Origin of the sequence: Pseudomonas sp. R3-57 (genome assembly GCF_051132065.1) — a bacterium.
GTDB lineage: Bacteria > Pseudomonadota > Gammaproteobacteria > Pseudomonadales > Pseudomonadaceae > Aquipseudomonas.
Genome location: NZ_CP071655.1, coordinates 1,947,867 through 1,973,114, shown reverse-complemented (window position 1 = coordinate 1,973,114; position 25,248 = coordinate 1,947,867). Strand labels below are relative to the sequence as shown.

At 62.4% G+C, this 25,248-nt stretch carries 13 protein-coding genes; 5 read left to right on the top strand and 8 right to left on the bottom strand.

Annotation, left to right across the window (positions count from 1 at the left end):
- Positions 1 to 24: 24 nt before the first annotated feature.
- The 5 genes from J3P93_RS09000 to J3P93_RS08980 form a co-directional block, all read right to left on the bottom strand.
- A complete protein-coding gene (locus J3P93_RS09000; RefSeq protein ID WP_064120196.1) occupies positions 25 to 249 on the bottom strand; it encodes an MbtH family protein in 225 nt (74 codons plus the stop codon).
- Positions 250 to 332: 83 nt separating this feature from the next.
- A complete protein-coding gene (locus J3P93_RS08995) occupies positions 333 to 1,745 on the bottom strand; it encodes an aspartate aminotransferase family protein (protein ID WP_434596686.1) in 1,413 nt (470 codons plus the stop codon).
- Between the two features lie 143 nt (positions 1,746 to 1,888).
- Positions 1,889 to 2,374: a GNAT family N-acetyltransferase gene (locus J3P93_RS08990; RefSeq protein WP_434596684.1), complete on the bottom strand. Its 486-nt coding sequence runs from the start codon at positions 2,372 to 2,374 to the stop codon at positions 1,889 to 1,891.
- Between the two features lie 216 nt (positions 2,375 to 2,590).
- Positions 2,591 to 3,913 carry an ATP-binding protein gene (locus tag J3P93_RS08985; RefSeq protein WP_434596682.1) on the bottom strand — a complete coding sequence of 441 codons (1,323 nt, stop codon included), beginning with the start codon at positions 3,911 to 3,913 and terminating at the stop codon, positions 2,591 to 2,593.
- Positions 3,913 to 4,593 carry a response regulator gene (locus tag J3P93_RS08980; RefSeq protein WP_203418838.1) on the bottom strand — a complete coding sequence of 227 codons (681 nt, stop codon included), beginning with the start codon at positions 4,591 to 4,593 and terminating at the stop codon, positions 3,913 to 3,915. Before J3P93_RS08980 ends, J3P93_RS08985 begins: the two co-directional genes overlap by 1 nt.
- A 229-nt stretch (positions 4,594 to 4,822) precedes the next feature.
- Here J3P93_RS08980 and J3P93_RS08975 point away from each other — a divergent pair, with 229 nt between their 5' ends.
- The 4 genes from J3P93_RS08975 (at position 4,823) to dsbG (ending at position 8,974) form a co-directional block, all read left to right on the top strand.
- Positions 4,823 to 5,515: a hypothetical protein gene (locus J3P93_RS08975; RefSeq protein ID WP_434596680.1), complete on the top strand. Its 693-nt coding sequence runs from the start codon at positions 4,823 to 4,825 to the stop codon at positions 5,513 to 5,515.
- 98 nt (positions 5,516 to 5,613) lie between these two features.
- Positions 5,614 to 7,347, top strand: coding sequence for a protein-disulfide reductase DsbD (gene dsbD, locus J3P93_RS08970; RefSeq protein WP_434596678.1), 1,734 nt, complete (start codon positions 5,614 to 5,616; stop codon positions 7,345 to 7,347).
- Complete coding sequence (locus J3P93_RS08965; RefSeq protein ID WP_434596676.1) at positions 7,347 to 8,228, top strand: prolipoprotein diacylglyceryl transferase family protein; 882 nt, start codon at positions 7,347 to 7,349, stop codon at positions 8,226 to 8,228. The genes dsbD and J3P93_RS08965 overlap by 1 nt, the downstream gene beginning before the upstream one ends.
- On the top strand, positions 8,204 to 8,974 hold the full coding sequence (dsbG, locus tag J3P93_RS08960) for a thiol:disulfide interchange protein DsbG (RefSeq protein WP_203418842.1): 771 nt from the start codon (positions 8,204 to 8,206) through the stop codon (positions 8,972 to 8,974). Before J3P93_RS08965 ends, dsbG begins: the two co-directional genes overlap by 25 nt.
- Positions 8,975 to 9,110: 136 nt before the next feature.
- Here dsbG and J3P93_RS08955 read toward each other — a convergent pair whose 3' ends face one another.
- Positions 9,111 to 9,926, bottom strand: coding sequence for an alpha/beta fold hydrolase (locus J3P93_RS08955; RefSeq protein WP_434596674.1), 816 nt, complete (start codon positions 9,924 to 9,926; stop codon positions 9,111 to 9,113).
- Positions 9,927 to 10,156: 230 nt separating this feature from the next.
- A complete protein-coding gene (locus tag J3P93_RS08950) occupies positions 10,157 to 23,155 on the bottom strand; it encodes a non-ribosomal peptide synthetase (protein ID WP_434596672.1) in 12,999 nt (4,332 codons plus the stop codon).
- 372 nt (positions 23,156 to 23,527) lie between these two features.
- On the opposite strand from J3P93_RS08950, the gene J3P93_RS08945 reads away from it, so the two are divergent.
- On the top strand, positions 23,528 to 24,082 hold the full coding sequence (locus tag J3P93_RS08945; protein WP_434596670.1) for an RNA polymerase factor sigma-70: 555 nt from the start codon (positions 23,528 to 23,530) through the stop codon (positions 24,080 to 24,082).
- Between the two features lie 125 nt (positions 24,083 to 24,207).
- Here the strand turns inward: J3P93_RS08945 and J3P93_RS08940 are convergent, their stop codons facing one another.
- Positions 24,208 to 25,221: a GNAT family N-acetyltransferase gene (locus J3P93_RS08940; RefSeq protein ID WP_434596668.1), complete on the bottom strand. Its 1,014-nt coding sequence runs from the start codon at positions 25,219 to 25,221 to the stop codon at positions 24,208 to 24,210.
- Between the last annotated feature and the right edge of the window lie 27 nt (positions 25,222 to 25,248).

The window sequence follows — 25,248 nt, the reverse complement described above, 5'->3', positions numbered from 1 at the left end:
GCGGGTTTCTTTTTGCCCGGCAGCTTATTGGGCAGCGGCCTGCGCATCCATCTTCTGACGCAGACTCAGCGGGCGCATATCGGTCCAGACTTCCTCGATGTAGGCCAGGCATTCCTTTTTCAGGCCGCTCTTGCCCACGGTGCGCCAGCCCTCTGGCACGGCTTTGTAATCCGGCCAGATCGAGTACTGCTCTTCGTGGTTGACCACGACTTGAAAGAGGATGTCTTCGCGGTCGAATACTGACGTCATGCTGCTTCTCCATCGCTGTAAGGGTGGGCCGCACGCGCGGTGCAGCCGGGTATGTAGAAAGAACGTTCGGCGCGGCGAAAAATTTACAGCGCCGTGGTCGCCGCCGCCAAAGCGCGGCCGAAGATTTCGGCGACGCGGTCGATCTCGGCGGCAGTGATCACCAATGGCGGCAGGAACCGCACTACCGCGCCATGCCGCCCGCCCAACTCGAGGATCAGGCCACGCTTGAGGCATTCGCGCTGCACCAGTGGCGCCAGACGGGCAAATGCCGGTGGATGACCTAGGGCATCCACCGCGCCGTTAGGGTCGACCAGCTCAACGCCAAGCATCAGGCCACGCCCGCGGATATCGCCCAGTTGCGGGAAATCGCGTTGCAGGATGTGCAGGTGCTCGCTGAGCCGTGCGCCCATCGCTTCGGCGTGTTCGCACAGCTTGTGTTCGAGCAGATAGCGCATCACCGCAGAACCGGCCGCCATGGCCATCTGGTTGCCGCGGAAGGTACCGGCGTGTGCGCCGGGCTGCCAGGTGTCGAGCCAGTCGCGATAGACCACCACCGCCAGCGGCAGGCTGCCGCCAATGGCTTTCGACAGCACCACCACATCGGGAATGATGCCGGCGTGTTCGAAGGCAAACATCTTGCCGGTGCGGGCAAAACCGCTCTGGATTTCGTCGACGATCAACGCCACACCCGCTTGCTCGGTGATCCGGCGCAGCCCTTGCAGCCACTCGATATCGGCGGGGATAACGCCGCCCTCGCCCTGCACCGCTTCAACGATGACTGCGGCGGGCAACTGCACACCGCCTTCGGGGTCGTTGAGCAGGTTTTCCAGATAACTCAGATTGGCTTTCACCCCCGCCGCGCCGCCGAGGCCGAACGGGCAACGGTAGTCATACGGGAACGGCATGAACTGCACGCCGTTGCTGAGCAAGGCACCCAGCGGTTTTTTCGGGCCCAGGCTGCCCATCAGGCTCAAAGCGCCCTGACTCATGCCGTGATAACCACCGGAAAACGACAGCACCGTGCTGCGCCCCGTGGCCGTGCGTACCAGTTTCAGCGCGGCTTCCACCGCGTCGGTCCCGGTCGGCCCGCAGAACTGGATCTTTGCCTGCGCCGCGAGCGCGGGTGGCAGCAGCCCGAACAGGTCCTGGACAAACTGATCCTTGACCGGCGTTGTCAGGTCGAGGGTGTGCAAGGGCAATTCATCGGCCAGTACCTTCTGGATCGCCTCGATCACCACCGGGTGATTGTGCCCCAGCGCCAGCGTACCGGCACCGGCCAGGCAGTCGATGAAGCGGCGGCCCTCGACGTCTTCGACATACAGGCCCTTGGCGCGTTTGAGCGCCAGCGGGATGCGCCGCGGATAACTGCGAGCATTCGACTCCTGTTGCGCCTGGCGCGCGAGCAATGGTGATTCGTCGAACTGATACAACGTTTCCGCAGGCGCCGGGCTGACCCGCGCCGACGATGCTTCGATAAGGCTGGTGGCGACTGACATTTCTCGACCCCTTGATTGGCAATGCATAGCGACCCAAAACAACACACCGGACAGGTGCGCATTCCGGTCACGGGGCGCACTGGCAGGTTTTCCTGTTCTGGAAACGCTTAAGAGCGGTGAGGATTTAGCCCTTGATCGGGTCGTCAGACCGGCAACAGCAAAGGCTTGTGCATCGGCTGCACCTGCAAGCCATGGCATTCGCAAGGCGCAGTGGCTGCGCGATAGCCCAGATGCCGATAAAACGCCTGGCCCGTACGCGTGCTGTTGAGCTGCGCTTGAAGCACACCGCGAATGTGCAGCCAGCCCTCCAGATCCCTCATCAACGCGCGCCCGACACCGCGGCGAAACGATTCCGGCTGGACATGACACAGCAGAATCTCGCCGCCATTGCCCGCCATGCCGACGCCGACCGGCTTGTCATCAAGCAACGCGATGCACAGGTAAAACTGCGGGTCGGCGAGCCGGGCGCTGATGACATCGGCCGATTGCAGGCCGAGCCAGCGGCTGACCAGTGAAGGGTCGTTACGATGATCGTGCGCACAGCCAAAGCGGATCGAACGTTCGATGATGCGGCTGATAAGGCCGGCGTCGGCCAGGGTGGCCGGGCTGATGCAGATGGACGCTTCCATGGCGCAGTTCCCTCAATCCATTGAGTCAAAGCTGCGTCGACCTTACGCCCACCCCGAGCGGATAGCGAACGCCGAGAAGTTACATTTGATGTGTCAGATCACAGCTCCTCTGTAGGAGTGAGCCTGATCGCGATAGCGTTCCGTCAGTCGACCGCATCATCAACTGACCGGACGCTTTCGCCAGCAGGCTCGCTCCTACAGGGGATTGTGCCGGGTTCAGACGCGTTGCAACGGCATGGTCAGCTCAACGCGCAAACCATCCGCGCGGCTGTCGAAATGCAGCGCACAGTCGCAGCGCTGGACGATCGCCTGAACGATCGCCAGGCCGAGGCCACAACCGGTGCTCTGGCCGTTGCGCCAGAAGCGTTGCGTCAGGTATTGCAGATCATCCGGGGCAATCCCCGGACCATGATCGCGGACGACGAAGCGCACACGGTTGCCGACGGTTACCAGACTCAGATCGACCCTGCAGTCCTCGGCGGTATGGCGCAGGGCGTTGTCGAGCAGATTACGCAGCGCGGCAATCGCCAGTGCGGCGGGCATTTGCAGCGGCGCTGTCGACAAATCTGTCGGCAGTTGCAGCTGAATGCGCGTGCGCTCGCCGCCGGTGGCGTCCTGAATCGCCAGGCGCGCGACTTGTTCGGCGCTGTATTGCGAGCCGTCGTCGAACGACAGGCTGCCCTCGACCCGCGCCAGCAACAACAACTGCTCGAGGGTACGATGCAGGCGATCGGCGCCCTCCTCGGCCCGCGCCAACGATTGATCGCGGGCGTTGCCATCGGTCATTCGGGCAACTTGCAGGTGGGTCTTGATCGCGGTCAGCGGGCTGCGCAGTTCATGTGCGGCGTCACCGGTCAGGCGTCGTTCGCGTTCGAGGGTCTTGCCGATGCGCTGGAACAACTGGTTCTGGGTTTCCAGCAGCGGTTTCAATTCGCTGGGAAACGCCTGAATCTGCAACGGCTCAAGCGAATCGGCGTTGCGCCGCATCAGCGCTTCACGCAAGCGGTTGAGCGGCGCCAGGCCCTGGCCGATGCCGAGCCACAACAGGCACAGACAACCGAGCAGGGCCACACCGACCGGCACCGATGCTGCCAACAGGATCGACATGTTCAGCGCCTCGCGCTCTATCTGCCGATCCGCCGTGGTAATGCGCACATCGCCCCGAGCGAGGGTGAAGCTGCGCCACGGCGCGCCGTCGATCATCTGATCGTGGAAACCCATTTTCTCGGCTTCCAGCGCCTGTTCCGGATTGTTATGGCTGCGGGCGAGAATTTCCCCGCGCAGGGAACTGACCTGACAAGCCATGCCGCCGGGGATATTCAGTTGCTCGGCGCTGAAATGGGTGCCCTCGCCTTTGCTTGGCAGTGTCGGCAACTGCTCGAGCAGGCCGGCGACCATCCGCGCCGACGCGACCAGCCGCTGGTCGAGGGAAAACATCATCTGATTGCGCAGATCACTGAGCATCCACGCCGCCGCCAGCGCCCAGATCAACGCAAACGCGGCGCCGAGGGTCAGGCTCAGGCGCAACCGCAGACTCATCACTTGCCTTGCTCTCCACCGTCGGCCGGACCAAGACGATAGCCCAGACCGCGCACGGTTTCGACGATGCCCTTGCCCAGCTTGCTGCGCAGATGATGGATGTGCACGTTCAGTGCGTTGCTTTCCAGTTCATCGTTGAAACCGTAGACGCTGTCCTTCAATTGCTCGGTGGACAGCACCCGGCCACGATTGTGCAACAGCGCCTGAAGCAGTGACTGCTCGCGCCGCGACAGGTCGACCGGTTGCCCGGCCAGAGTGGTTTCGCGGCTACTCGGGTCGTAGGTCAGTGCGCCGTGCTCGATCAGGTTGACGCTGCGTCCGGCCACCCGACGCAACAGGGTTTGCAGACGCGCGAACAACTCACGCAGATCAAAGGGTTTGAGCAGGTAATCGTCCGCCCCGGCCTGCAAGCCGTCGACGCGGTCGGTAACCGAATCGCGCGCGGTCAGTATCAGCACCGGAATCTCCAGCCCGCCCTGACGCAATTGCTGGAGCAACTTGAGGCCATCTTCGTCGGGCAGACCGAGGTCGAGCACCATCACGTCAAATTCGGCGACCTTGAGCATTGCCCGCGCTTTCGAGGCAGTGTTGACGTGCTCGACCGTCAAACCCTGAGCCGTGAGGCCGGCAACGATGCCGCTGGCGATCAGCTCATCGTCTTCGCAAACCAGTACGTGCATGGGCGCTCCGAAAATAAAAAGGCGAGTGAAGCAGGCGAGGATTAAGCGGCAATTATGGCCGTCACCCGCATAGACGGGAAGCCGAACCTGGGGGAAGGCAAGGCAGACCGGAAACCTTATTAAATATGTACACCGATACGGAAACACTTTGCGCCTGTTTCGGCGAACAGCGCTGTTTTAGCCTTGACGTTGAAGTTCCACCCCCATTTGTTAAAAGGACTTACTACAGATGCCTCAACTAAAAAATTTTGTCGCCATCGACTGGCGCGCCGGCCCGGATCGCATTTATTTCTTTTTCAAAGACAGCGAGACCTACTCTCGCTTCGATCTGGGCGCCAATAAGGTCCCAGATAATTACCCGGCCTCTACGGCAGGCAGCTGGGATAAGTTCGACCCGTTCATCAAAGACTTGCGCTTCGGTTTTACCACCACGTCAATCGGCTTCAACGCCCCGGGCGACGAAGACATCGCGTGGTTATTCCATTACCAGGGTTCAACGCCCATGGTCTGCAAGTACAACCAGGATAAAGATGCAGTAGACAGTTTTCAGAAAGTCGCCGATTCGATCTGGAAACCGATCCTGCCGTACTTCGATCAGATCATTGCCGGCACCTGGTTCCAACTGACCGGGCAAGCGTTTCTGTTTCGCTTCATCCTCAATGACGGCCATTATCTGTCGTTCAATTACAGAGCAAAAACCCTGACGCGCAAGCCGTTCGGCGAATATCAACTGGGCGTATTGAAACCCTACAAAGACCGCATCATTACCGCCGCACAAAATGACCGGACGTTCGCCGACAGCCACTGGTACATCTTTCTGACCAACAATCAGTATCTGGTTTACAACATCCAGAGCGACCGACTGGTCTCCGGCCCGCACACGATCAACGAGGCGAACTGGCCCGGACTGTTGCGCAGCTGATTGGCCGAGCAGGAGAGAGCCTTGTACGATACGGGTTAATTATCGGTTAATCGCCGCCGCCCATTCTGCGCTCACTTGCACAGGGACAAGGCTCCTCCATGCGTCATTTCTTTCTTTTATTCGCGCTCTTGATCTCGGGTCTGGCCCAGGCAGGAAACAATCCATTCGATACCAAACCGGAGTTCTTGCCGGTCGACAAAGCCTTCGTGCTCACGTCCGAACGTCTTGAATCCGGGGAAACCCAGCTGTTCTGGCAGATCAGCGACGGCTATTACCTGTATCAGAAACGCTTGAAGTTCGACGGGCTCACCGCCGATCAGCAGCCGAAGCTGCCCGAAGGCGAGTCCCATAGCGACGAGTTCTTCGGCGAGCAACCGGTCTACCGTCAGGGTCTGGAAGTGAAAATTCCGGCATCCGCCAGCGGCCAGATCAAGGTCAGCTATCAGGGCTGCGCCGATGCCGGTTTGTGTTATCCACCGCAAACCCGCGTGATTGATCTTGGCGGCAAGGCGGCCGTGACGCCGGGCGCGCAGGCAGCGGACGAGGCACTGGCCAGCAGCCTGCAACAACGGGCGCTGGGCTGGAGTCTGCTGGTGTTCTTCGGCCTCGGTCTGCTGCTGGCCTTTACTCCTTGCACATTGCCGATGCTGCCGATTCTCGCCGGCATGGTGGTCGGTAGCGGCGCCACACCGCGGCGCGGTTTTGCTCTGGCCGGCAGCTATGTGATCTGCATGGCACTGGTCTATGCCGCGATGGGCGTGATTGCTGCGCTGCTCGGGGCGAACCTGCAGGCGTGGTTGCAGAACCCTTGGTTGCTCGGCACGTTTGCGGCGATTTTCGTGATCCTGGCCCTGCCGATGTTCGGCTTCTTCGAACTGCAACTGCCGGTAGCCCTGCGTGATCGCCTCGAACACGCCTCGCGCAGTCGCAGCGGTGGCAGCCTGATCGGCGCCGGGGTACTCGGTGCGCTGTCCGGTCTGCTGGTCGGCCCGTGCATGACCGCACCGCTGGCCGGCGCGCTGTTGTATATCGCGCAGACCGGCAATGCCTTGCACGGTGGCTTGATCCTGTTCTCGCTGGGTATCGGTATCGGTGTGCCGTTGCTGTTGCTGGTGACCGTGGGCAACCGTTTCCTGCCCAAACCCGGCGCATGGATGAACCTGCTCAAAGGCGTGTTCGGTTTCCTCTTTCTTGCCACTGCGCTGTTGATGTTGCGCCCGGTACTCGATAAGTCGTTGTGGCTGGGCCTGTGCGGTGCATTGCTGTTGATCGCCGCGTTCTGCGCCTGGAAACAGTCCGCAGGTTTCGGCCGCGTCGCGCAGTTGTTCGGCGCCACGTCGTTGCTGCTCGGGTTGTGGGGCAGTCTGCTGGTGATTGGCGCAGCCGGCGGCAGCGACGACCCGTATCAACCATTGCAGGTCTACAGCGCTGGCCGTGCCGGTTCAGCGGCGCCTGCCGGGCATGAGGCGTTCACCACGATCAACGAGCCGGCGGCGCTGCAACGCGAACTCGACGCGGCCAAGGCACAGGGCCAGTGGGTATTGCTCGACTACTACGCCGACTGGTGCGTGTCGTGCAAGGTCATGGAGAAGCAGGTGTTCGGCAAGGCCAATGTGATGCAGGCGTTGACTGATGTGCGCCTGCTGCGCCTCGATGTCACCGCTGACAATGCCGCCAGCCGTGAGCTGCTCAGCCGCTATAAAGTGCCGGGGCCACCGAGTTTCGTCTGGATCGGCCCCGATGGTGAAGAACGCCGCAGCCAGCGGATTACCGGCGAAGTCGATGCCGATACATTCCTGCAACGCTGGAACGCTACCCGAGACGCCCATTAATGCTCACTCTCACCCTCGGCACCTTTGCCATCGCGCTCAATCATCTGCTGCTGATCAGCGCCCTGGCGCTGGCGACGTTTGTCGGCTGGCGGGTGGCCAAGCGCGGTGGCGATAACCCCGAGTCGGCACTGTTCAGCCTTTTTTTGCTGGGCATGCTCGCTGCGCGGGTGGCCTTTGTCGCGCTGTACTGGTCGCACTATCGCGCTGACCCGTGGCAGATCATCGACCTGCGTGACGGCGGTTTCCTCGCCTGGCCGGGGGTGATCGTGCTGTTGCTGGCGGCGCTGTATCGCGGCTGGCGCCGTCCCGGGCTGCGCCGGCCGCTGGGCTTTGGCGTGGCCAGCGGCGTGGCGTTCTGGCTGCTGGCGACGCTGTCGCTGAATATTTACGAACAAGGTACCCGTCTGCCGGACATCACCCTGCGCAACGCGGCCGGCGAAACCATCCAGCTTAGCGATTATCAGGGCGGGCCGCTGGTGATCAATCTGTGGGCGACCTGGTGCCCACCGTGTCGGCGCGAAATGCCGGTGCTGGAAAATGCCCAGCAACAACGTCCGGACCTGACGTTCCTGTTCGTCAACCAGGCCGAAAGCATGCAAAGCGTGGCGACTTTCCTCGAAACCCAGGGGCTGAGCCTGAACAACGTCCTGTTCGACCGCAGCGGTCGCCTCGGCCAGGCCGTGGGTTCAATGGCATTGCCGACTACGCTGTTTTATAGCCCCGAGGGTCGTCTGCTGAGCAGCCACCTCGGTGAGCTGTCAAACGCCAGCCTGGCCCGTGCGCTGGAAAGTTTCGACACACCGATCGCCCATTCGAACCCGGCCACCGCACCGGCCACCTCTGCAAGGAAACTGCCATGCCCCGCCTCCGCCACCTGCTGACCTTGACCCTGAGCGGCGCCCTGCTGCACTGGCCGTCGGTGCAGGCTGCCGAAGAACTGCCCGCCGCGATCAAGCAGATCGAAGCCAAGGGCGCGAAGATCGTCGGCCAGTTCGATGCCCCTGACGGCCTGCGCGGTTATGCGGCGCAGTACCAGAATCGCGGCATGGCGCTGTACCTGACGCCGGATGGCAAGCACGTTCTGCTGGGTAACCTGTACGACGCCGACGGCAAGGACCTGAGTAGCGAACCGCTGCAAAAACTGGTCTACGCGCCGATGGCCAAGGAAGTCTGGGCCAGGTTCGAGGCGAGCAACTGGATTCAGGACGGCAACAAAGACGCACCGCGCACGGTGTACCTGTTCAGCGATCCGAACTGCCCGTACTGCAACATGTTCTGGGAGCAGGCGCGGCCGTGGGTGAAGGCCGGCAAGGTGCAATTGCGCCACATCATGGTCGGCATCATTCGCGAAGACAGCCCGGGCAAATCGGCGGCGCTGCTGGCGGCGAAAGACCCGGCCAAGGCACTGGAAGATCACGAAAAGGCGGGCAAGGGCAGCTCGCTCAAAGCCTTGAAGGATATTCCGGTGGCGGTGCAGACCAAGCTGGCGGCGAACATGCAGTTGATGGAAGACCTTGAGTTGCAGGCCACACCGGCGATCTTCTATATGGATGACAAGGGTGAGTTGCAACAGCAGCAAGGGGCGCCAACGGCGGAGAAACTGGTGAAGATTCTGGGGCCGAAATAACTTCAGATCCTTTGGCGTCTGAAACGGCCTCTTCGCGGGCAAGCCCGCTCCCACAGTGACCGAGGTGATCACAAATTTCGTGTACGTCACCAGATTCTGTGGGAGCGGGCTTGCCCGCGATAAACGATGACTCGGTCTAAAGGTTGCGTTCGTTCAGGAAACTCAACAACGCATCCGTCACAAACTGCGGATTCTCCAGATTGGAGATATGCCCCGCCTCCGGCACCAGCACGCACGGGCAGCCGATCAACTCTGCCATTTCACGGGCTTCCGCCGGTGGGCGTGGCTTGTCCTGATCGCCGCACAGCACCATCGTGGTTGCCGCATTCAACTCGCCCAAGCGTGGCAGCAAGTCATCGCGACCAAAGGTGATACGCCCCATCGGCACAATGCTGTCGCGCAGTCGATCCGAGGAATACGCCGCCAGTTTCGCGCGGAAATCCTGATACAGCGCCGACTGCGGATCGATGCCCGGTCGGAAAAAGATCGGCACGACGATATCGAGCAGTGGTTCGGAGATCTCGCCGCTGTCTTCGATCTGCTTGAACAGCGAGAAATAGTACTGGCGGGTAGGCTCGGGTTCGACGCCGACGTACGTGTCCATCAGCACCAGACCGTTGAGTCGCTGCGGTGCCGAGAGCGCCAGGCGCACGCCCCACATGCCGCCGACCGACAGGCCCACCAGCGTGACCCGGTCGATCTGTAGATGGTCGAGCAAGGCTTGCGCCTGACGGGCGATGTCATCCAGTGACGAGGTGCCTTCCGGCAACCGCCCCGACTCGCCATGTCCCCACAGGTCCAGCGCAATCACTCGATAATGCGGCGCCAGCGCAGCGATCTGCGGCGCCCACATGGCGTGATCCCACAAGTAACTGCCGGCCAGCAGCACCGCCGGGCCAGCGCCTTGATCGGTGTAATGCAGCGCTTGTCCGTCAACCGTGAAAAAAGGCATCGAGCATCCCTCGCGAGAAAAAACAGAACCGGCAGACTGAGCTGCCGGTTGCTGGTCGTCAAGGATCGAAATGTACAGTCACTTACCGGTTGATTTGTGCTGAATTGACCGACGCCATCGCTGGCAAGCCAGCTCCCACAGGGTTCAACGTCGTTCACAAGATTTGTGCACACCGCAAAAACTGTGGGAGCTGGCTTGCCAGCGAAGAGGCCGGCCCAGGCGCCGAAGAACTAGAGCCCCTCCAGCTCCGCCATCAGATCATTCAACCGATCAACTTTCTCTTCGGTGATGTCACTCGCCGCCAGTCCGTCGATGTACTCGGCCAGTTCTTCCACGGTGCTGCACTCGAACATCGCCCGCAGCGGCACGTCGCGTTGCAGGGTTTTCTGCACCCGCGAGGCGATCTGCGTGGCCAGCAACGAATGCCCGCCCAGTTCGAAGAAGTTGTCGCGCACGCCGACCTTGTCGACCTTGAGCACCTCGGCCCAGATATCCGCCAGCGTTTGCTCCAGCTCATTGCGCGGCGCCAGATAGTCGTGGCTGTGCAACTGGCCGATTTCCAGCGTTGGCAAGGCTTTGCGGTCGAGCTTGCCGTTGGCGTTAAGCGGCAGTCGATCGAGCCACAGCCAGTGCAACGGCACCATGTATTCCGGCAATTCGGCGCGCAGGCGCTGTTTGATTCGCTCCAGGCGTTCGTTCGGGCTCAGTGTGGAATCCGCGGCGACCAGGTAACCCACCAGATGTTTGCCGTTGACGCCCTCCTGCACACCGACCGCACCGTCGCGCACTTCCGGCTGTTCGTGCAGGCGTGCTTCGATCTCGCCCAGTTCGATACGGTAGCCACGGATTTTCACCTGATGGTCAACGCGGCCGACATATTCCAGCACGCCATCGCTGCGCCGCCGCGCCAGATCTCCGGTGCGATACAGACGCTCGCCCGGCGCACCGAACGGGTTCGGTACGAATACCGGCGCAGTCCGTAGCGGATCGCTGACATAACCGCGACCGACACCGGTGCCGGCCACGCAGAGTTCACCCTCCGCGCCCAACGGCACCAGCTCCAGCGCACCGTCGAGCAGGTACAGCAAGTTGTTGTCGGTCGGCGTACCGATCGGCAGATAGCTGCCACGCGTCGATGCGAGGTCGACACGGAAGAACGCCACATCGTCCGAGCACTCGGCCGGGCCATAGGCGTTGACCAGACCAATGTCCGGGTAACGCAGCAGCCATTGGTGCGCCAGCTCCGGTGGCATTGCTTCACCGGTTGGCAGCATCCAGCGCAAGCCATCCAGGCTCAGGCGCTCGGAAGCAAGCATGCCCTGAATCAGCGACGGCACGCTCTCCAGCACAGTGATGCCCTGCGCTTGCACATGCGTCAGCAAACCTTGCGGATCGTGGGCAATGCTGTTCGGCACAATGTCGACCCGCGCGCCGAACAACGGCGCGGCGAGGAACTGCCAGACCGAAATGTCGAAACTTTGCGAAGCGGTCTGCGCGATCACATCGGTTTCGCTCAGCTGCAGATACGGCACCTTGCTCAACTGGTTGTTGAGCATGCCGCGCTGCTCGACCATCACCCCTTTCGGCTGCCCGGTGGAACCCGAGGTGTAGATCACGTAGGCGAGGTTGTCCGAGGCGCTGTAAAGGCCGGGATTGTCCGCCGATGTCGCCGCCGCCTGGAGGTCTTCCCAGACCAGCAGCCGGGGACGATGGGCGCAACCACATTCATCGAGCAACGCTTGTGCCTGTTCGCGGCAGGCCTCGCCGCAGACCAGTACCGGCGTGCGGCTCAGCTCGACGATGCGTTGCAGGCGCTGGCCCGGCAGGCCCGGGTCCAGCGGCAGATAGCCGGCGCCGGCTTTGAAGCTGCCGATGATCATGCCCAGCAGGTCGAGATTGCGTTCGCCCAGCAGCGCCACCGGTTGATCAAATGTCACCCCGGCGGCGACCAGTGCGTGACCGAGACGGTTGGCGCACTGGTTCAGCTCCGCATAGCTCAGCTGTTGATCGAGATAACTGGCCGCGATGCGTTGCGGATGCGCGGCGACCTGCGCTTCGAAAAGCGCCACGTAACTCTGCTCCAGCGGATACTCCTGCGCACTCTGGTTGCACCCGTGCAGCAGGAACTCCTGCTCCTGCGCACCGAGCAGCGGCAGCTCGGCCATGTCGCCATGGAAACCCTCGACCAGCGCCAGCAGCAAACGCTTGAACTCAGCGAGCATGCGTTCAACCGTCGACTCGTCGAAATAACGCTGGTCATACGACAGGTGCAGACCAAGGTCATCGCCCGGATAACACACCGCCGTCAGCGGGAAGTTGGTGTGGGTCCGGCCGGAATCCGAGGTCGCGTTGAGGCTCTGCGCGCGGTCCAGCACCGAGACTTCCACCGGGGCGTTTTCAAAGACGAACAGGCTGTCGAACAGCGGCTGGCCCTTGGGCAATTCGCTTTGTTCCTGAATGTTCACCAAAGGCAGATATTCGTACTCGCGCAACTGCATGTTGCGGTCGAGCAGCGCGCTCAGCCATTGCCGCACGCTGCAGCGCTCATCGTCCGCCGGCATCTGCACCCGCAGCGCAATGCTGTTGATGAACAGACCGACAGTGCGTTGCATTTCCGGCATGTCCACCGGGCGCCCGGCCACGGTGACGCCGAACAGCACGTCGCGATCACCGCTGAGGCGGCGCAGGACCAGCGCCCACGCGGCTTGCGCAAACGTGTTAATGGTCAGTTGATGCGCCTGCGCCAGTTCGCGCAACCTCGCACCGTCCTCGACATTGAGGCGGGTGTAGCAGTCGCCGACGATCATTCCGCCGCTTTCGCCGGCATGTTCACGCAGGAACGGACGGTCGCTCGGGATCGGTGTGGTGCGCTCGAAGCCTTGCAGGTTCTGCTGCCACCACTGCCGCGCCTCGGCCAGGCTCTGGCGTTGCAGCCAGCCGATGTAATCGCGATAACGCGGCGGCGTGCTCAACTGCGCTTCGCGACCTTCACCGAGGGCGCTGTAGATCTCGAAGAAATCGTTCATCAGCAACGAGCGGCACCAGGCATCGATAAGGATGTGGTGATTGCTCATCATGAACCAGTAACGCGCCGCGCCGACCTTGATCAGGCGCAGATGAAACGGCGCCTGGGCGAGCAGATCGAAACCGGCCTCGCGCTCGCTTTTCAGCAAGGCTTGCAGCCGGGGTTCCTGCTCGGTTTCGGCGACGGTGCTCCAGTCCAGGTATTCGATCGGCGTGCGACCCGGCGTGTGGATCACTTGCAGCATGTCTTCGCCGACGTTCCAGCAGAACGATGCACGCAACGCTTCATGCCGGGCGACCACCGCTTGCCACGCCTGGGCAAAACGCTCGGGGTCGAGTTCGCTGTTGATGCGGTAGCGATCCTGCATGTAGTACAGACCGGTGCCCGGTTCGAGCAAGGTGTGCAGCAGCATGCCCTCCTGCATCGGCGTCAGCGGATAGACATCCTCGATGTGCGCAGCCGGCACCGGCAGCGCATCGAGTTGCGCCTGGGTCAGTTGCGCCAGCGGGAAGTCCGACGGCGTCAGGCCGCCGGCCTCGTCTTGCAGGCAATGGGCGATCAGACTGTGCAGCTCAGCCAGGTAGGCATTGGCCAGATCGGTAATGGTCCGGGCGTCGAAACGTTCGGCACTGAAGGTCCAGCGCAGTTGCAGTTCGCCGCCGTAGACCTGACTGTCGACACTCAATTCATTGGGCAACGGCGCCTGCGGATCGTGAGCGGCACCGAGCGGCTCGTCGAGCGGACGGAACAGCGCGTCGCTGGCAAAGCTCTGGTCGAATTGGCCGAGGTAGTTGAAGGTGATCGGCGCATTCGGCAGCGCGGTCATGCGCGCACGGCTGGCGTCGTCAGCCAGATAACGCAGCACACCGTAACCCAGGCCTTTGTGCGGCACTGCACGCAATTGTTCTTTGATCGCTTTGATCGACGCGCCCTGCCCGGCGCTTTCTTCACTGCCGTACGGGGTCAGGCGCAGCGGGTAAGCGCTGGTGAACCAGCCGACCGTGCGGGTCAGATCGATCTCGTCGAACAGGGTTTCGCGGCCGTGGCCTTCCAGTTGGATCAGGGCCGACGCCTCGCCAGTCCAACGGCACAGCACACGGGCCAGCGCGGTCAGCAGCAAGTCGTTGACCTGCGTGCGGTAAGCGCTCGGCGCCTGTTGCAGCAGTTGCCGGGTACGCTCGGCATCGAGGCGCACGCTGACGGTTTGCGCGTGACGATGCTGTCGCCCGCCCTGTGGGTTCGCACACGGCAGATCGATACTCGGGCCGGCCAGTTGGGCCTGCCACCAAGCCAGTTCCTCGCGCAGGGATTCGCTGCCGGCGTAGGCCTGCAAACGCGCGGCCCAGTCCTTGAACGCACTGGTTTTCGCCGGCAGCTGCAGCGGCTGCTCGGCGTCGAGCTGGCGATAGACCGTTTGTACATCGTCGAGCAACACGCGCCACGAAACACCGTCGACCACCAAGTGATGAATTGCCATGAACAGACGTTGCTGGCCTTGCGGGCCGTCGACCAGCACCGCCCGTAGCAGCGGACCTTGCGCCAGATCGAGGCTGCGCTGGGCCTCGGCGAACAAGGCTTGGCAAGCCTCCATCGACTCGACGCGGCGGTGCCAGAAAAAGTTCGCCGCGGACAGTGGCTCATGGGTGGCTTGCCACTGACCATCGACCTCGGCGAAACGCAGACGCAACGCATCGTGCTGCTCGATTACTGCCAGCAGCGCTTGCCCCAGAATCTGCGGTTGCAGCGCCGCGCTCGGCTCCAGCAGCAACGCCTGGTTCCAGTGCTGTCGCTGGGGAATGTCGGTGTCGAAGAACCAATGCTGAATCGGCGTCAGGCGTGATTCACCAGTCACCAGACCCTGCTCGGCTATCACCCGCTCGGTGCGGCTGGCGACGGCGGCGAGGCTGTGCACGGTCTGATGCTGGAACAGATCCCGCGGGCTGAAATGAATGCCCTGTTGACGCGCGCGGCTGACCACCTGAATCGACAGAATCGAGTCGCCGCCGAGTTCGAAGAAGTTGTCGTTCAGGCCAACCTGCTTGACGTTGAGCACATCGCACCAGATCTGCGCGAGGCTCTGCTCCAGCTCATTGCTCGGCGCCACATAATCCTGACGGTTGAGCTCCGGGTCCGGCGCGGGCAAGGCGCGGCGGTCGAGTTTGCCGTTGGCGGTCAGCGGCATGCTTGCCAGCAGAATCAGGTGAGTCGGCACCATGTAATCCGGTAGCTGTGCCTTGAGATGGGCCTTCAGCGCTTCGCGCAGTTCGGCCTGGCTGGCTGCGCTTTGCTCGGCGACTTCGGTCACCAGATAGCCAACCAGTTGTTTGCCACTTGGCGCATCCAGCGCCAGTACCACGGCTTCGCGAATCGAATCGTGATCAAGCAGGCGGGTTTCGATTTCACCGAGTTCGATGCGGAAACCGCGGATTTTCACTTGATGATCGATACGCCCCAGATATTCCACCAGCCCATCGGCTCGCTGGCGCACCAGATCGCCGGTGCGGTACATGCGTCCGCCAGCAGCGGCAAACGGATCGGCGACAAAACGTTCGGCGCTGATCCCCGGACGATCGTGATAGGCCTGCGCCAGCCCCGCGCCACCGACAAACAATTCACCGGTCGCACCTTGCGGTACCAGCGCTAGATCAGCGTCGAGAATGTACGCCACGCGCGCACCGATCACGCTGCCGATCGGCACACTGCCGGCGCCCTCCTCCAGCACCTCTGGCGCCAGACTGGCCAACGGCATGACCACGGTTTCCGTTGGGCCATAGGCATTGAAGAACAGCGCCGGTTTGAAGGCTGCACGAATCCGTTGCAGGTGTTCGCCGGTCAGCGCTTCGCCGCCGGTAATGATCATCCGCACTGGCAGGATTTGCTCTTGCGTGGCGAGGAACTGCGCCAACTGGCTGCCATAACTCGGGGTGAAACCGAGCACGTTGATCCGATGGTCACGGATCAAACCGCAGATTTCTTCCGCGTCCCACTGACCTTGCGCACGCAGCACCACCTGCGCGCCGCTGAGCAACGGCACCAGCAGACGCTCGGTGGCGGCGTCGAAGTTGATCGAATAGAAGTGCAGTTCACAGTCGTCGGGGCGCATGCCGAAACGTTCGATCACCGCTTGGCAGTGCATGGCGATTTCACCGTGGGAAACCACCACGCCTTTCGGTTTTCCGGTCGAACCCGAGGTGTAGATCAGGTACGCCTGATGCTGCGCCAGGCTGATCAACGGCAGCTCGGTCGCCGGGTAATCGGCCAGCGCCACACTGTCGTCTTCCAGGCACCAGCGCACGACGCCGGACGGCAGCTCACCGAGGGCGGCGAACATTGCCCGATCACTGAGCAGCAGACCGATGCGGCTGTCTTCGATCATGTAGTGCAGACGGTCGAGCGGGTATTCCGGGTCGAGCGGCACATACGCGCCGCCGGCCTTGAGAATCGCCAGCAGGCCAATGACCATTTCCAGCGAGCGCTCCAGCGCCAGACCGACCCGCACTTGCGGGCCGACGCCGCGCTCGCGCAGGGCCCAGGCCAGGCGATTGGCGCGGGCGTCGAGTTCGGCGTAGCTCAGGGTTTGCCCGGCGAAGGTCAGGGCCGGTGCGTCTTTACGCGCCAGCGCTTGTTCGGCAAACAGGTGATGAATGCACTGGTCGAGACGATGCTCGCCCGGCTCGACACCCAGGCTGTCGAGCAAGTGCTGCTGTTCGGGCTGATCGAGCAGCGGCAATTCGCTGAGACGCTGTTGCGGATCGGCGATCAGCGCTTCGAGCAGATTGCGCCAATGTCTGGCCATGCGCGCAATGGTCGGCTCGTCGAACAGATCGGTGCTGTAGGTCAGGCAGCAACCGAGGCGCTGATCGAGGTCGGTGACTTCCAGGTTGAGATCGAATTTGGTCGCGCGGGCATCGTTGGCCAGGTACTCGACGGTCATCCCGGCCAGACTGCGGCTCTGCTGGAATTCCCAGCGCTGCACGTTGCACATCACCTGGAACAACGGGTTGTACGCGGCACTGCGTGGCGGCTGCAACGCCTCGACCAGATGATCGAAAGGCAGGTCCTGATGCGACTGCCCCTCGATCACCGTGTGGCGTACCTGCTCGAACAGTTCGCTGACCGACATCATGCCGTCGAGCTGGCAACGCAGCACCTGGGTATTGAGGAACGCCCCGATCAGCCCTTCGCTTTCCGGGCGGATGCGGTTGGCCACCGGCGCGCCGATGCGCAGATCGGTCTGGCCGCTGTAGCGGTACAGCAAGGTAGCGAGCGCAGCCGTCATGGTCATGAACAGGGTCAGACCGTGTTGCGCATTGAATGCCCGCACGCGCGCGGCGAGGTCGTCGCTCAGGTCGAAGCGGAACAGTTCGCCTCGATGGCTTTGTACCGGTGGTCGTGGACGATCGCCCGGCAGTTCCAGCAATGGATGTTCGCGGCCCAGGTGCGCGGTCCAGTAGTCGAGCTGACGCTGACGCTCGCCGGATTCCAGCCAGTGGCGCTGCCAGACGCTGTAGTCCAGATACTGCACTGGCAACGGCTCGAGCGGCGATTCGCGCTCATCGACAAAGGCTTCGTACAACGCGCTGAGTTCGCGGGCGAAAATGTCCATTGCCCAGCCTTCGGTGACGATGTGGTGCAGGGTCAGGACGAAGTAATGCTCCTGCTCGGCGGTCTTCACCAGACAGGCGCGCAGCAGCGGGCCGGTTTCCAGATCGAACGGCCGATGCGCTTCTTCGTCAGCCAGTTGCTGGACCTGTTGCTCACGCACTTGAGCAGCAGATCCGGAGAAATCCTTCCAGCCCATGCGCACGCCTGTTTCGCCATGCACCTGCTGGCGGGCGACGCCGTCGATGCTGGGGAATGTGGTGCGCAGGGTTTCGTGACGCAGGACCAGCGCTTGCAGGGCCGCTTCGAAATGCTCGACGTGCAACACGCCGCGCAGCCGCGCCATGCCTCCGACGTTGTACGCCGGGCTGTCCGGTTCCATCTGCCAGAGGAACCACATGCGCTGTTGCGAATAGGACAGCGGCACCGCTTGGCTGCGATCGACTTTGGCGATCGGTGGCTGTTCGTTGGTGCGCCCGCTGAGCTGGATCTGGTGAACCTGCTCGGCGAAATCGGCGAGTTCGCTGTGTTCGAACAACGTACGCAGCGGCAGCTCGACGTCGCAGGCCTGACGGCTGCGCGAGATGATTTGCGTGGCCAGCAGCGAATGACCGCCCAAGGCGAAGAAGTCGTCACGCAGGCCGACCCGGGTCAGGCCCAGCACTTCACGCCAGATCGCGGCGATCTGTTGTTGCAGTTCGGTCACCGGTTCGACGTGCTCGCGCACCTGCCATTGCGGCTCGGGCAAGGCGCGGCGGTCGAGTTTGCCGCTGGGGCTCAACGGCATCGCGTCGAGGCGTAGCAGTTGCGCCGGAACCATGTATTCCGGCAGCTCGGCGGCCAGTGCGGCTTTCAGGCGAGTGATCTGCTCATCGTGATTTTCGCTGGCATCGCTAGCGGTGAAGTAGCCGATCAGTTGCGCGCCGGCAGCCGTTTCGCGCACCAGCACCACGGCTTGAGCGACGCCCTCCTGGGCGAGCAATCGCGCCTGGATTTCTTCCGGCTCGACGCGAAAGCCGCGCAGTTTGACCTGCTGATCGAGACGGCCGAGGTATTCGATCACGCCGTCACGGGTCCAGCGTGCGCGGTCGCCAGTGCGGTACAAACGTGCGCCCTGCTCGCCCAGTGGATCGACGACAAAGCGTTCGGCAGTCAGCGACGGACGCCCCAGATAACCGCGAGCCAGACCGATGCCGCTGATGCACAACTCGCCCGGCACACCGGCCGGCAACGGGTTCATATCAGCATCCAGCACCCGGCAGATCACGTTACCCAATGGACGGCCAATCGGCGAACGCTGGCCATCGGCAGCGGTGCAGTGCCAGTGGGTGACGTTGATCGCGGTTTCGGTCGGGCCATAACGGTTGTGCAATTGCACCGCTGGCAACTGTGCCAGCACGCGGTTGCGCAGTTCGGCGGGCAGCGCTTCACCGCCGGAAAAAACCCGGCGCAGGCTGGTGCATTCGACGCTCAGCGGTTCGTCGATGAACAGCGCCAGCAGCGGCGGCACGAAATGCAGCGTGGTCACGCCAAACTGCTGCACGAGCTGGGCGATGCGATGCGGATCGCGATGTTCACCGGGCCCGGCGAGCAACAACCGCGCACCAGTGATCAAAGGCCAGAAACATTCCCACACCGAGACGTCAAAACTGATCGGCGCTTTTTGCATCAGCACATCGGTTTCATCGAGACGGTAGGTGTTCTGCATCCACTGCAGACGTTCGGCCAGTGCCGCGTGAGTATTGCCGACGCCTTTTGGCTGGCCGGTGGAACCCGAGGTGTAAATCACGTAAGCGAGGTTGTCGCCATGCAGGTGCAGACCCGGTGCCTGGCTCGGCCAGTTCTCCAGATGCAACGCGTCCATGGCGATCACACTGACGCCGTCGCTGGCCGGCAGGCGCTCGAGCAGTCGGGTCTGGGTCAGGAGCAATTCGACGCCGCTGTCGCGCAGCATGTAGGCCAGGCGCTCGGCCGGGTACTCCGGGTCCAGCGGCACGTAGGCACCGCCAGCCTTGATGATGGCCAACAGACCGATCAGCAGTTGCGGCGAACGCTCGGCAGCAATCGCCACGCAGACATCCGGGCCGACGCCTTTGTCACGCAAATAATGCGCGAGGCGGTTGGCCTGGGCATGCAGTTCAGCGAAATCGAGGCTGCCGCCGTCCCACACCAGCGCGGTGCGCTGCGGGGTCAGGCCTGCCTGTAGATTGAGGAGTTCCGGCAGCCATTGTTGCGCCGGGGTGCAGGGTTCTGCGCTCCACTGTTGCTGGTGTTGCTGCTCATCGGGCGCCAGCAATTGCAGCTCGCCGATCGCCTGCTGCGGGTGCTCGCAGGCATCGCGCAACAGGTTGCAGAAATGCTCGGCCAGTCGCTCGATGGTTGCCGCATCGAACAGTTCGCTGGCGTAATCGAAGGACAGGGTCAGACGCCCGTTGCGGTCTTCTTCGCTGTGCAATTGCAGGTCGAACTTGGCTTCGCGGCTGTGCCACGGCAGCTCTTCGGCGAGCAGCCCCGGCAAGCGCTTGAGCGCACTGAGGTCGCGCTGCTGATGATTGAACATGACCTGAAACAGCCCGTGTTCGCGGGCCTGCGGAAAAGCTTCGAGCAGTTGTTCGAACGGCAGATCCTGATGCGCTTGTGCGCCGAGTGCCGCCAGGCGTGTCTCGGCCAACAATTCGCCGAACGACTGACGCGGGTCGATCTGCCCACGCAGCACCTGGGTGTTGATGAAGAAGCCGATCAGCCCTTGGGTATCGAGCCGCGGACGGTTGGCGTTGGGCACGCCGATGCGAATGTCGCGCTGACCGCTGTAGCGATACAACAGGCTTTGCCAAGCGGCGAGCAACAGCATGAAGGTGGTTGATTCATGCGCCTGCGCGGTGTTGCGGATGGCTGCGCTGAGGCTCGCCTCCAGACGCCGACTATGTCGCGCTGCGCTGTGTTGTTGCTGGGCGGAGCGTGGGTGATCGGTGGCCAGTTCCAGTGCCGGGTGCTCGTCGCCCAGTTGTGCTTGCCAGTACGCCAGTTGCCGCTCGCCCTCGCCTTGTGCCAGCCATTGGCGCTGCCAGTTGCCGTAGTCGGCGTATTGCATGGGCAGCGCTGGCAGCTCGGCCGTCGCGCCTTGGCTGGCGGCGGCGTACAGGCGCGAGAACTCGTCGAGCAGGATGTTCAGCGACCAACCGTCGGCAATGATGTGGTGCATCGTCACCAGCAATTGGTGATCTTCGTCGTCGAGGCGAATCAGGCTCACGCTGAGCAGCGGGCCTTTTTCCAGATCGAATTGCGTTTGCGCCTGGTCTTCGCGGATCTGCTGTGCGCGGGTTTCGCGCTCGTTGGCTGGCACGTCGCTGAGGTCGATCACTTGCAGATTGAACTCGCCTGCCGCCAGCACTTGTTGCAAGGCGACGCCGTCGCGCTCGAAGAAGCGAGTGCGCAGGGATTCGTGGCGCTCGATCAGGTGCTGAAAACTGCTGCGCAGGGCGACCTCGTCGAGTTCGCCGCGCAAGCGCAAGGCACCCGGAATGTTGTAGGCGCTGCTGTGCGGGTCAAGTTGCCAGGTAATCCACAAGCGGTTTTGCGCCAGCGATTGCGGCATCGGCTCGCTGCGCGATAACGCGGCGATTACACCTTGGATGCTGCCACCGGCCTGTTGCTGTTGCGCCACCGCAGCGGTGAATGCGGACAGGGTTGGTGCTTCGAACAGCAGACGCAGGTTCAGCTCCAGCGCGAGTTCTTCGCGCACCCGGGCGATCACTTGCGTGGCCGCAATCGAATTGCCGCCGAGCAGAAAAAAGTGGTCGTCACTAGCGACCTGTTCGACGTTCAGCTGCTCGGCCCAGATCTGCCCGATCCGCGCTTGCAGATCCGAACCGCTGGTTGGCGCGACTTGGAATTCGGCCGGCGTCGACGGGAACAGCGCATAGCTGTCGAGGCTGCCGTCGGCCAGACCACTGCGGCACGCCGAGCGCTGCAATTTGCCGCTGGAGGTTTTCGGCAAGGCGCCCGGATTGAGCAGGACCACCACGCTTGGCGCCTGTTGATACGCCTCGGCCACCGCTTGGCGAATGGCTTTGATCAATGCTTGGGGCGCAAGGATTTTCTGCACGCTGCGGCTGATTTCCGCAGCGATACCGATGCCCTCCTCGCCCTCATGATTGACGGCGAACGCGGCGACGCGACCCTTGCGCACCACTTCCACTTCGTTCTCGACGGTCTTCTCGATGTCCTGCGGATAGAGGTTGTGACCGCGCACGATCAGCATGTCCTTCAGGCGCCCGGTGATGAACAGTTCACCGTTGCGCAGAAACCCCAGGTCACCGGTACGCAGCCAGGTGCGGCCGGCGTGCTCGACGAAGGTCTTGGCGCTGGCCTCGGGGTTGCGCCAGTAACCGTGAGCGATGCTCGGCCCGGTGGCCCAGACTTCGCCGACGGCGTTATCCGCCAGTTCTTCCAGCGAATTCGGTTCGACGATCAGCACCGCGTGCTCCGGCTGGCTGATGCCGCAGCTCATGATCGCGCTGCCATCACCCGGCTCGGCGCGGTTCTGCGCCAAGGCTTGATCGTCGACACGCAACACTGGAATGCCGGTGCCGCGCGGCGTGCCGGCGACGAACAGTGTGGCTTCGGCCAAGCCGTACGAGGCCATGAAACTGTCAGTGCTGAAACCGCACGCGGCAAACTTTTCGGCGAAGCGTTCGAGGCTGTCGAGGCGGATCGGCTCGGAGCCGGAATACGCCACGCGCCAGCGGCTCAGGTCGAGACGCGCCAGGGCGGATTCGCTGACCCGCTCGCTGCACAGCCGATAGGCAAAATCCGGCCCGCCACTGATGGTGCCGCCGTATTCACTGATCGCTTCCAGCCAGCGCAACGGTCGACCGAGGAAATACGCCGGCGACATCAAAACGCACGGCACGCCGCTGAAGATCGGCTGCAGTAAACCACCGATCAGGCCCATGTCGTGGTACAGCGGCAGCCAGCTGACGATCACGTCGTCCGGATTGACGTCGATGCCGAAACCGTGGCGGATCAACTGTTCGTTGGCGACCAGATTACCGTGGCTGACCTGCACGCCTTTGGGCAATGCCGTGGAGCCGGAGGTGTATTGCAGAAAGGCGATGTGATCGGCAGTCAGCGTCGGCTCGCGCCAGTTTTGCGCCAGCGCCTCGTCGAGGCTGTCGACGCACAGCAGCGGCGGCGCGCCTTCGATCTGCTGCAAGGCCTCGCGCAGATCGGCGCTGGTCAGCAACAGGCGCGGTTCGGCATCGGCAATGATCGACAGCAAGCGTTCCTGATGATGACGCCGTGCCGATTCTGGCGGGTAGGCCGGCACTGCGATTACGCCGGCATACAGGCAACCAAAAAACGCCGCGACGTAATCCGGGCCGCTGGGAAACAGCAACACCGCGCGGTCGCCCGATTGCGCCTCAGCCTGCAACGCGGCGGCGATGGTCCGCGCCCGCTGATCGAGTTCGCGATAACTGAGTACCACAGCCTGCTCCTGGTTTTCGGCAAGAAAACGCAAGGCCAGTCGATCCGGCGTCAGGGCCGCGCGGCGCTGAAGGGCATGGACCAGGGTGCTGGGGAGTTCGAACGCGTCGGTCATGAGGTTTCCTGCCTGAATTCGGCTTGCTGATGGAATCGGGTTGCGACGTCACGCCTTGCGAAAAGGCGTGCAGGGGCGCGGTCTGTGCCGACCGCGCAAGGCATCGGAATGCTGTCTGGCGGGGAGCAATACCCGCAGCCATTCACAGATGAGAACGGATGACGTCTGCAAATAATTAGTCGACAGACGCGCCCCTCAACGGGGCCGGGGTGCGGCGGCGTGTCGCAGTTCGCAAAACACAATTGCTTGCAGCATTAGTTCTCTTTCTCAATTGACAATCATTATCATTCAACATAATTTGTCGCTCGATGTGTAGGACAGCCCTGCCCCCAGGGGCGTCCCACTAACCAATTTGGCAGCAAGGTGATTTCCATGACGGAACAAGTATCCACAAGCAGGTGCGATTCACCGCTACTTCAGGCATTCGTCGACAATCGGCTGATTCTGGTCAAGATCGCCGCGCGCATTACCGGTTGTCGTTCGCGCGCCGAGGACGTGGTGCAGGATGCGTTTTTCCGCCTGCAATCGGCGCCACCGATCACCTCGTCGATCAAGGCGCAACTGAGTTATCTGTTCCAGATCGTGCGCAACCTCGCCATCGATCACTACCGCAAACAGGCGCTCGAGCAGAAATACTCCGGCCCTGAAGAGGAAGGGCTGAACGTGGTGGTCCAGGGTGCTTCGCCGGAAACCTCGCACATCAATTTCTCAACCCTGGAAAACATTGCCGACGCGCTGACCGAACTGCCCAGCCGCACACGCTATGCGTTCGAGATGTACCGCCTGCACGGCGTGCCGCAAAAGGACATCGCCAAGGAACTCGGCGTCTCGCCGACCCTGGTCAACTTCATGATTCGTGATGCACTGGTGCACTGCCGCAAGGTTTCGGGCAGTCGGCGCGATACGGTGGCTGTGGGTCGCAGGTAAACAGCAGGATTTGTGGTGTATTCAATCGCTAGCAGGGCTAGCTCCCACAGGGGGGTCGTGGACGACACAAACCCGGTGTGGGAGCCAGCCCTGCTGACGATAGCGGCCCCAAGATCACTCGATCATCAAGCCAGCTTGCAGCGATCAAAAAACCGCTCACGCCCCAACATCATCAGCGCCGCGCGCTTGTGCGGAAAGTCGAATTCCTTCTCGCAGTGAAAACACTGGTTGTGCATATGGCCGATCATCTTCGCGTTGTCGGCGCGCGGTTCGGCGACCACCCGTTGCGTGCGCGGATCATCAAGAAACAGGTAATGCACCAGCGCCGATAACCAGCTCGCCACTTTGTGCGGGCCGCGGTGGTTTTCCTCACCGACCAGCATGTGGATGCCGCGATCGTAATCATCGGCGTCATAGAACGGCGCGATGCGATCTTCCTTGGCCCAATAAGCTTCGAAATAGGCAAACGGCTGATCGTCGAAACAGCCGATCAAGGTCAGCGTGTGCGGGTCGGCGTCGAGTTTACTGAGGTACTCGCGGTGCTTGTCGAGGCTGCCCTCCTCCTGCCAGAAACTGGCCACCCGCGGGCTGTTCTGCCAACGGTTGAAGCGCGGCAGATCATTTTCAATTTCGACGGTGCGCAGGGAAATCCACGCGCCAAGCCGTGCGTCGAAACGCCGATAGACTTCACCGCGCGGTTTGACCGGGCGCCGGGGATGGCGTTTGCCTTCGCTGATGATCATTTGTTGCGGATAACTGCCGGTCAACGACTGGCCGAGCCAGGGTTGCGGCAATTGCCAGAACAGCGTGCGCTCGCAGCGATATTCGCCGGCCACCCCGGTGCTGATCAGCAAACCGCTGAGCAAGGCCTCGGTCGGTGGCTGATCCAGTTGCCAGGTCAGTTGCTGACACGCCGGATCGCGCGCAAACAGCCAATAACAGGCCGCCCACAGCGCTTGCCCCGGCGGCAAGGCAAAGCGCTCATCGATCTGGATCGGGCCCTTCGCGTCGCGATCAAGGCGCAGGCGAATCAGCGGCTGGCCGTCGAGGCTCAGGCTCAAACGGCTTTCGCTGGCATCAGCGATCAGTTGACTGCCCGAAGGCAAGGCCAGGGCAGTCAGGTCATGCAGATTGGACATGGGGCGGGCTCACGATAATCGTCGACA

What these genes read in the sequence shown, in the direction of transcription:
- J3P93_RS09000 (WP_064120196.1), bottom strand. Translation starts at nt 249, where the DNA reads ATGACGTCAGTATTCGACCGCGAAGACATCCTCTTTCAAGTCGTGGTC.
- J3P93_RS08995 (WP_434596686.1), bottom strand. Translation starts at nt 1,745, where the DNA reads ATGTCAGTCGCCACCAGCCTTATCGAAGCATCGTCGGCGCGGGTCAGC.
- J3P93_RS08990 (WP_434596684.1), bottom strand. Translation starts at nt 2,374, where the DNA reads ATGGAAGCGTCCATCTGCATCAGCCCGGCCACCCTGGCCGACGCCGGC.
- J3P93_RS08985 (WP_434596682.1), bottom strand. Translation starts at nt 3,913, where the DNA reads ATGAGTCTGCGGTTGCGCCTGAGCCTGACCCTCGGCGCCGCGTTTGCG.
- J3P93_RS08980 (WP_203418838.1), bottom strand. Translation starts at nt 4,593, where the DNA reads ATGCACGTACTGGTTTGCGAAGACGATGAGCTGATCGCCAGCGGCATC.
- J3P93_RS08975 (WP_434596680.1), top strand. Translation starts at nt 4,823, where the DNA reads ATGCCTCAACTAAAAAATTTTGTCGCCATCGACTGGCGCGCCGGCCCG.
- dsbD (WP_434596678.1), top strand. Translation starts at nt 5,614, where the DNA reads ATGCGTCATTTCTTTCTTTTATTCGCGCTCTTGATCTCGGGTCTGGCC.
- J3P93_RS08965 (WP_434596676.1), top strand. Translation starts at nt 7,347, where the DNA reads ATGCTCACTCTCACCCTCGGCACCTTTGCCATCGCGCTCAATCATCTG.
- dsbG (WP_203418842.1), top strand. Translation starts at nt 8,204, where the DNA reads ATGCCCCGCCTCCGCCACCTGCTGACCTTGACCCTGAGCGGCGCCCTG.
- J3P93_RS08955 (WP_434596674.1), bottom strand. Translation starts at nt 9,926, where the DNA reads ATGCCTTTTTTCACGGTTGACGGACAAGCGCTGCATTACACCGATCAA.
- J3P93_RS08950 (WP_434596672.1), bottom strand. Translation starts at nt 23,155, where the DNA reads ATGACCGACGCGTTCGAACTCCCCAGCACCCTGGTCCATGCCCTTCAG.
- J3P93_RS08945 (WP_434596670.1), top strand. Translation starts at nt 23,528, where the DNA reads ATGACGGAACAAGTATCCACAAGCAGGTGCGATTCACCGCTACTTCAG.
- J3P93_RS08940 (WP_434596668.1), bottom strand. Translation starts at nt 25,221, where the DNA reads ATGTCCAATCTGCATGACCTGACTGCCCTGGCCTTGCCTTCGGGCAGT.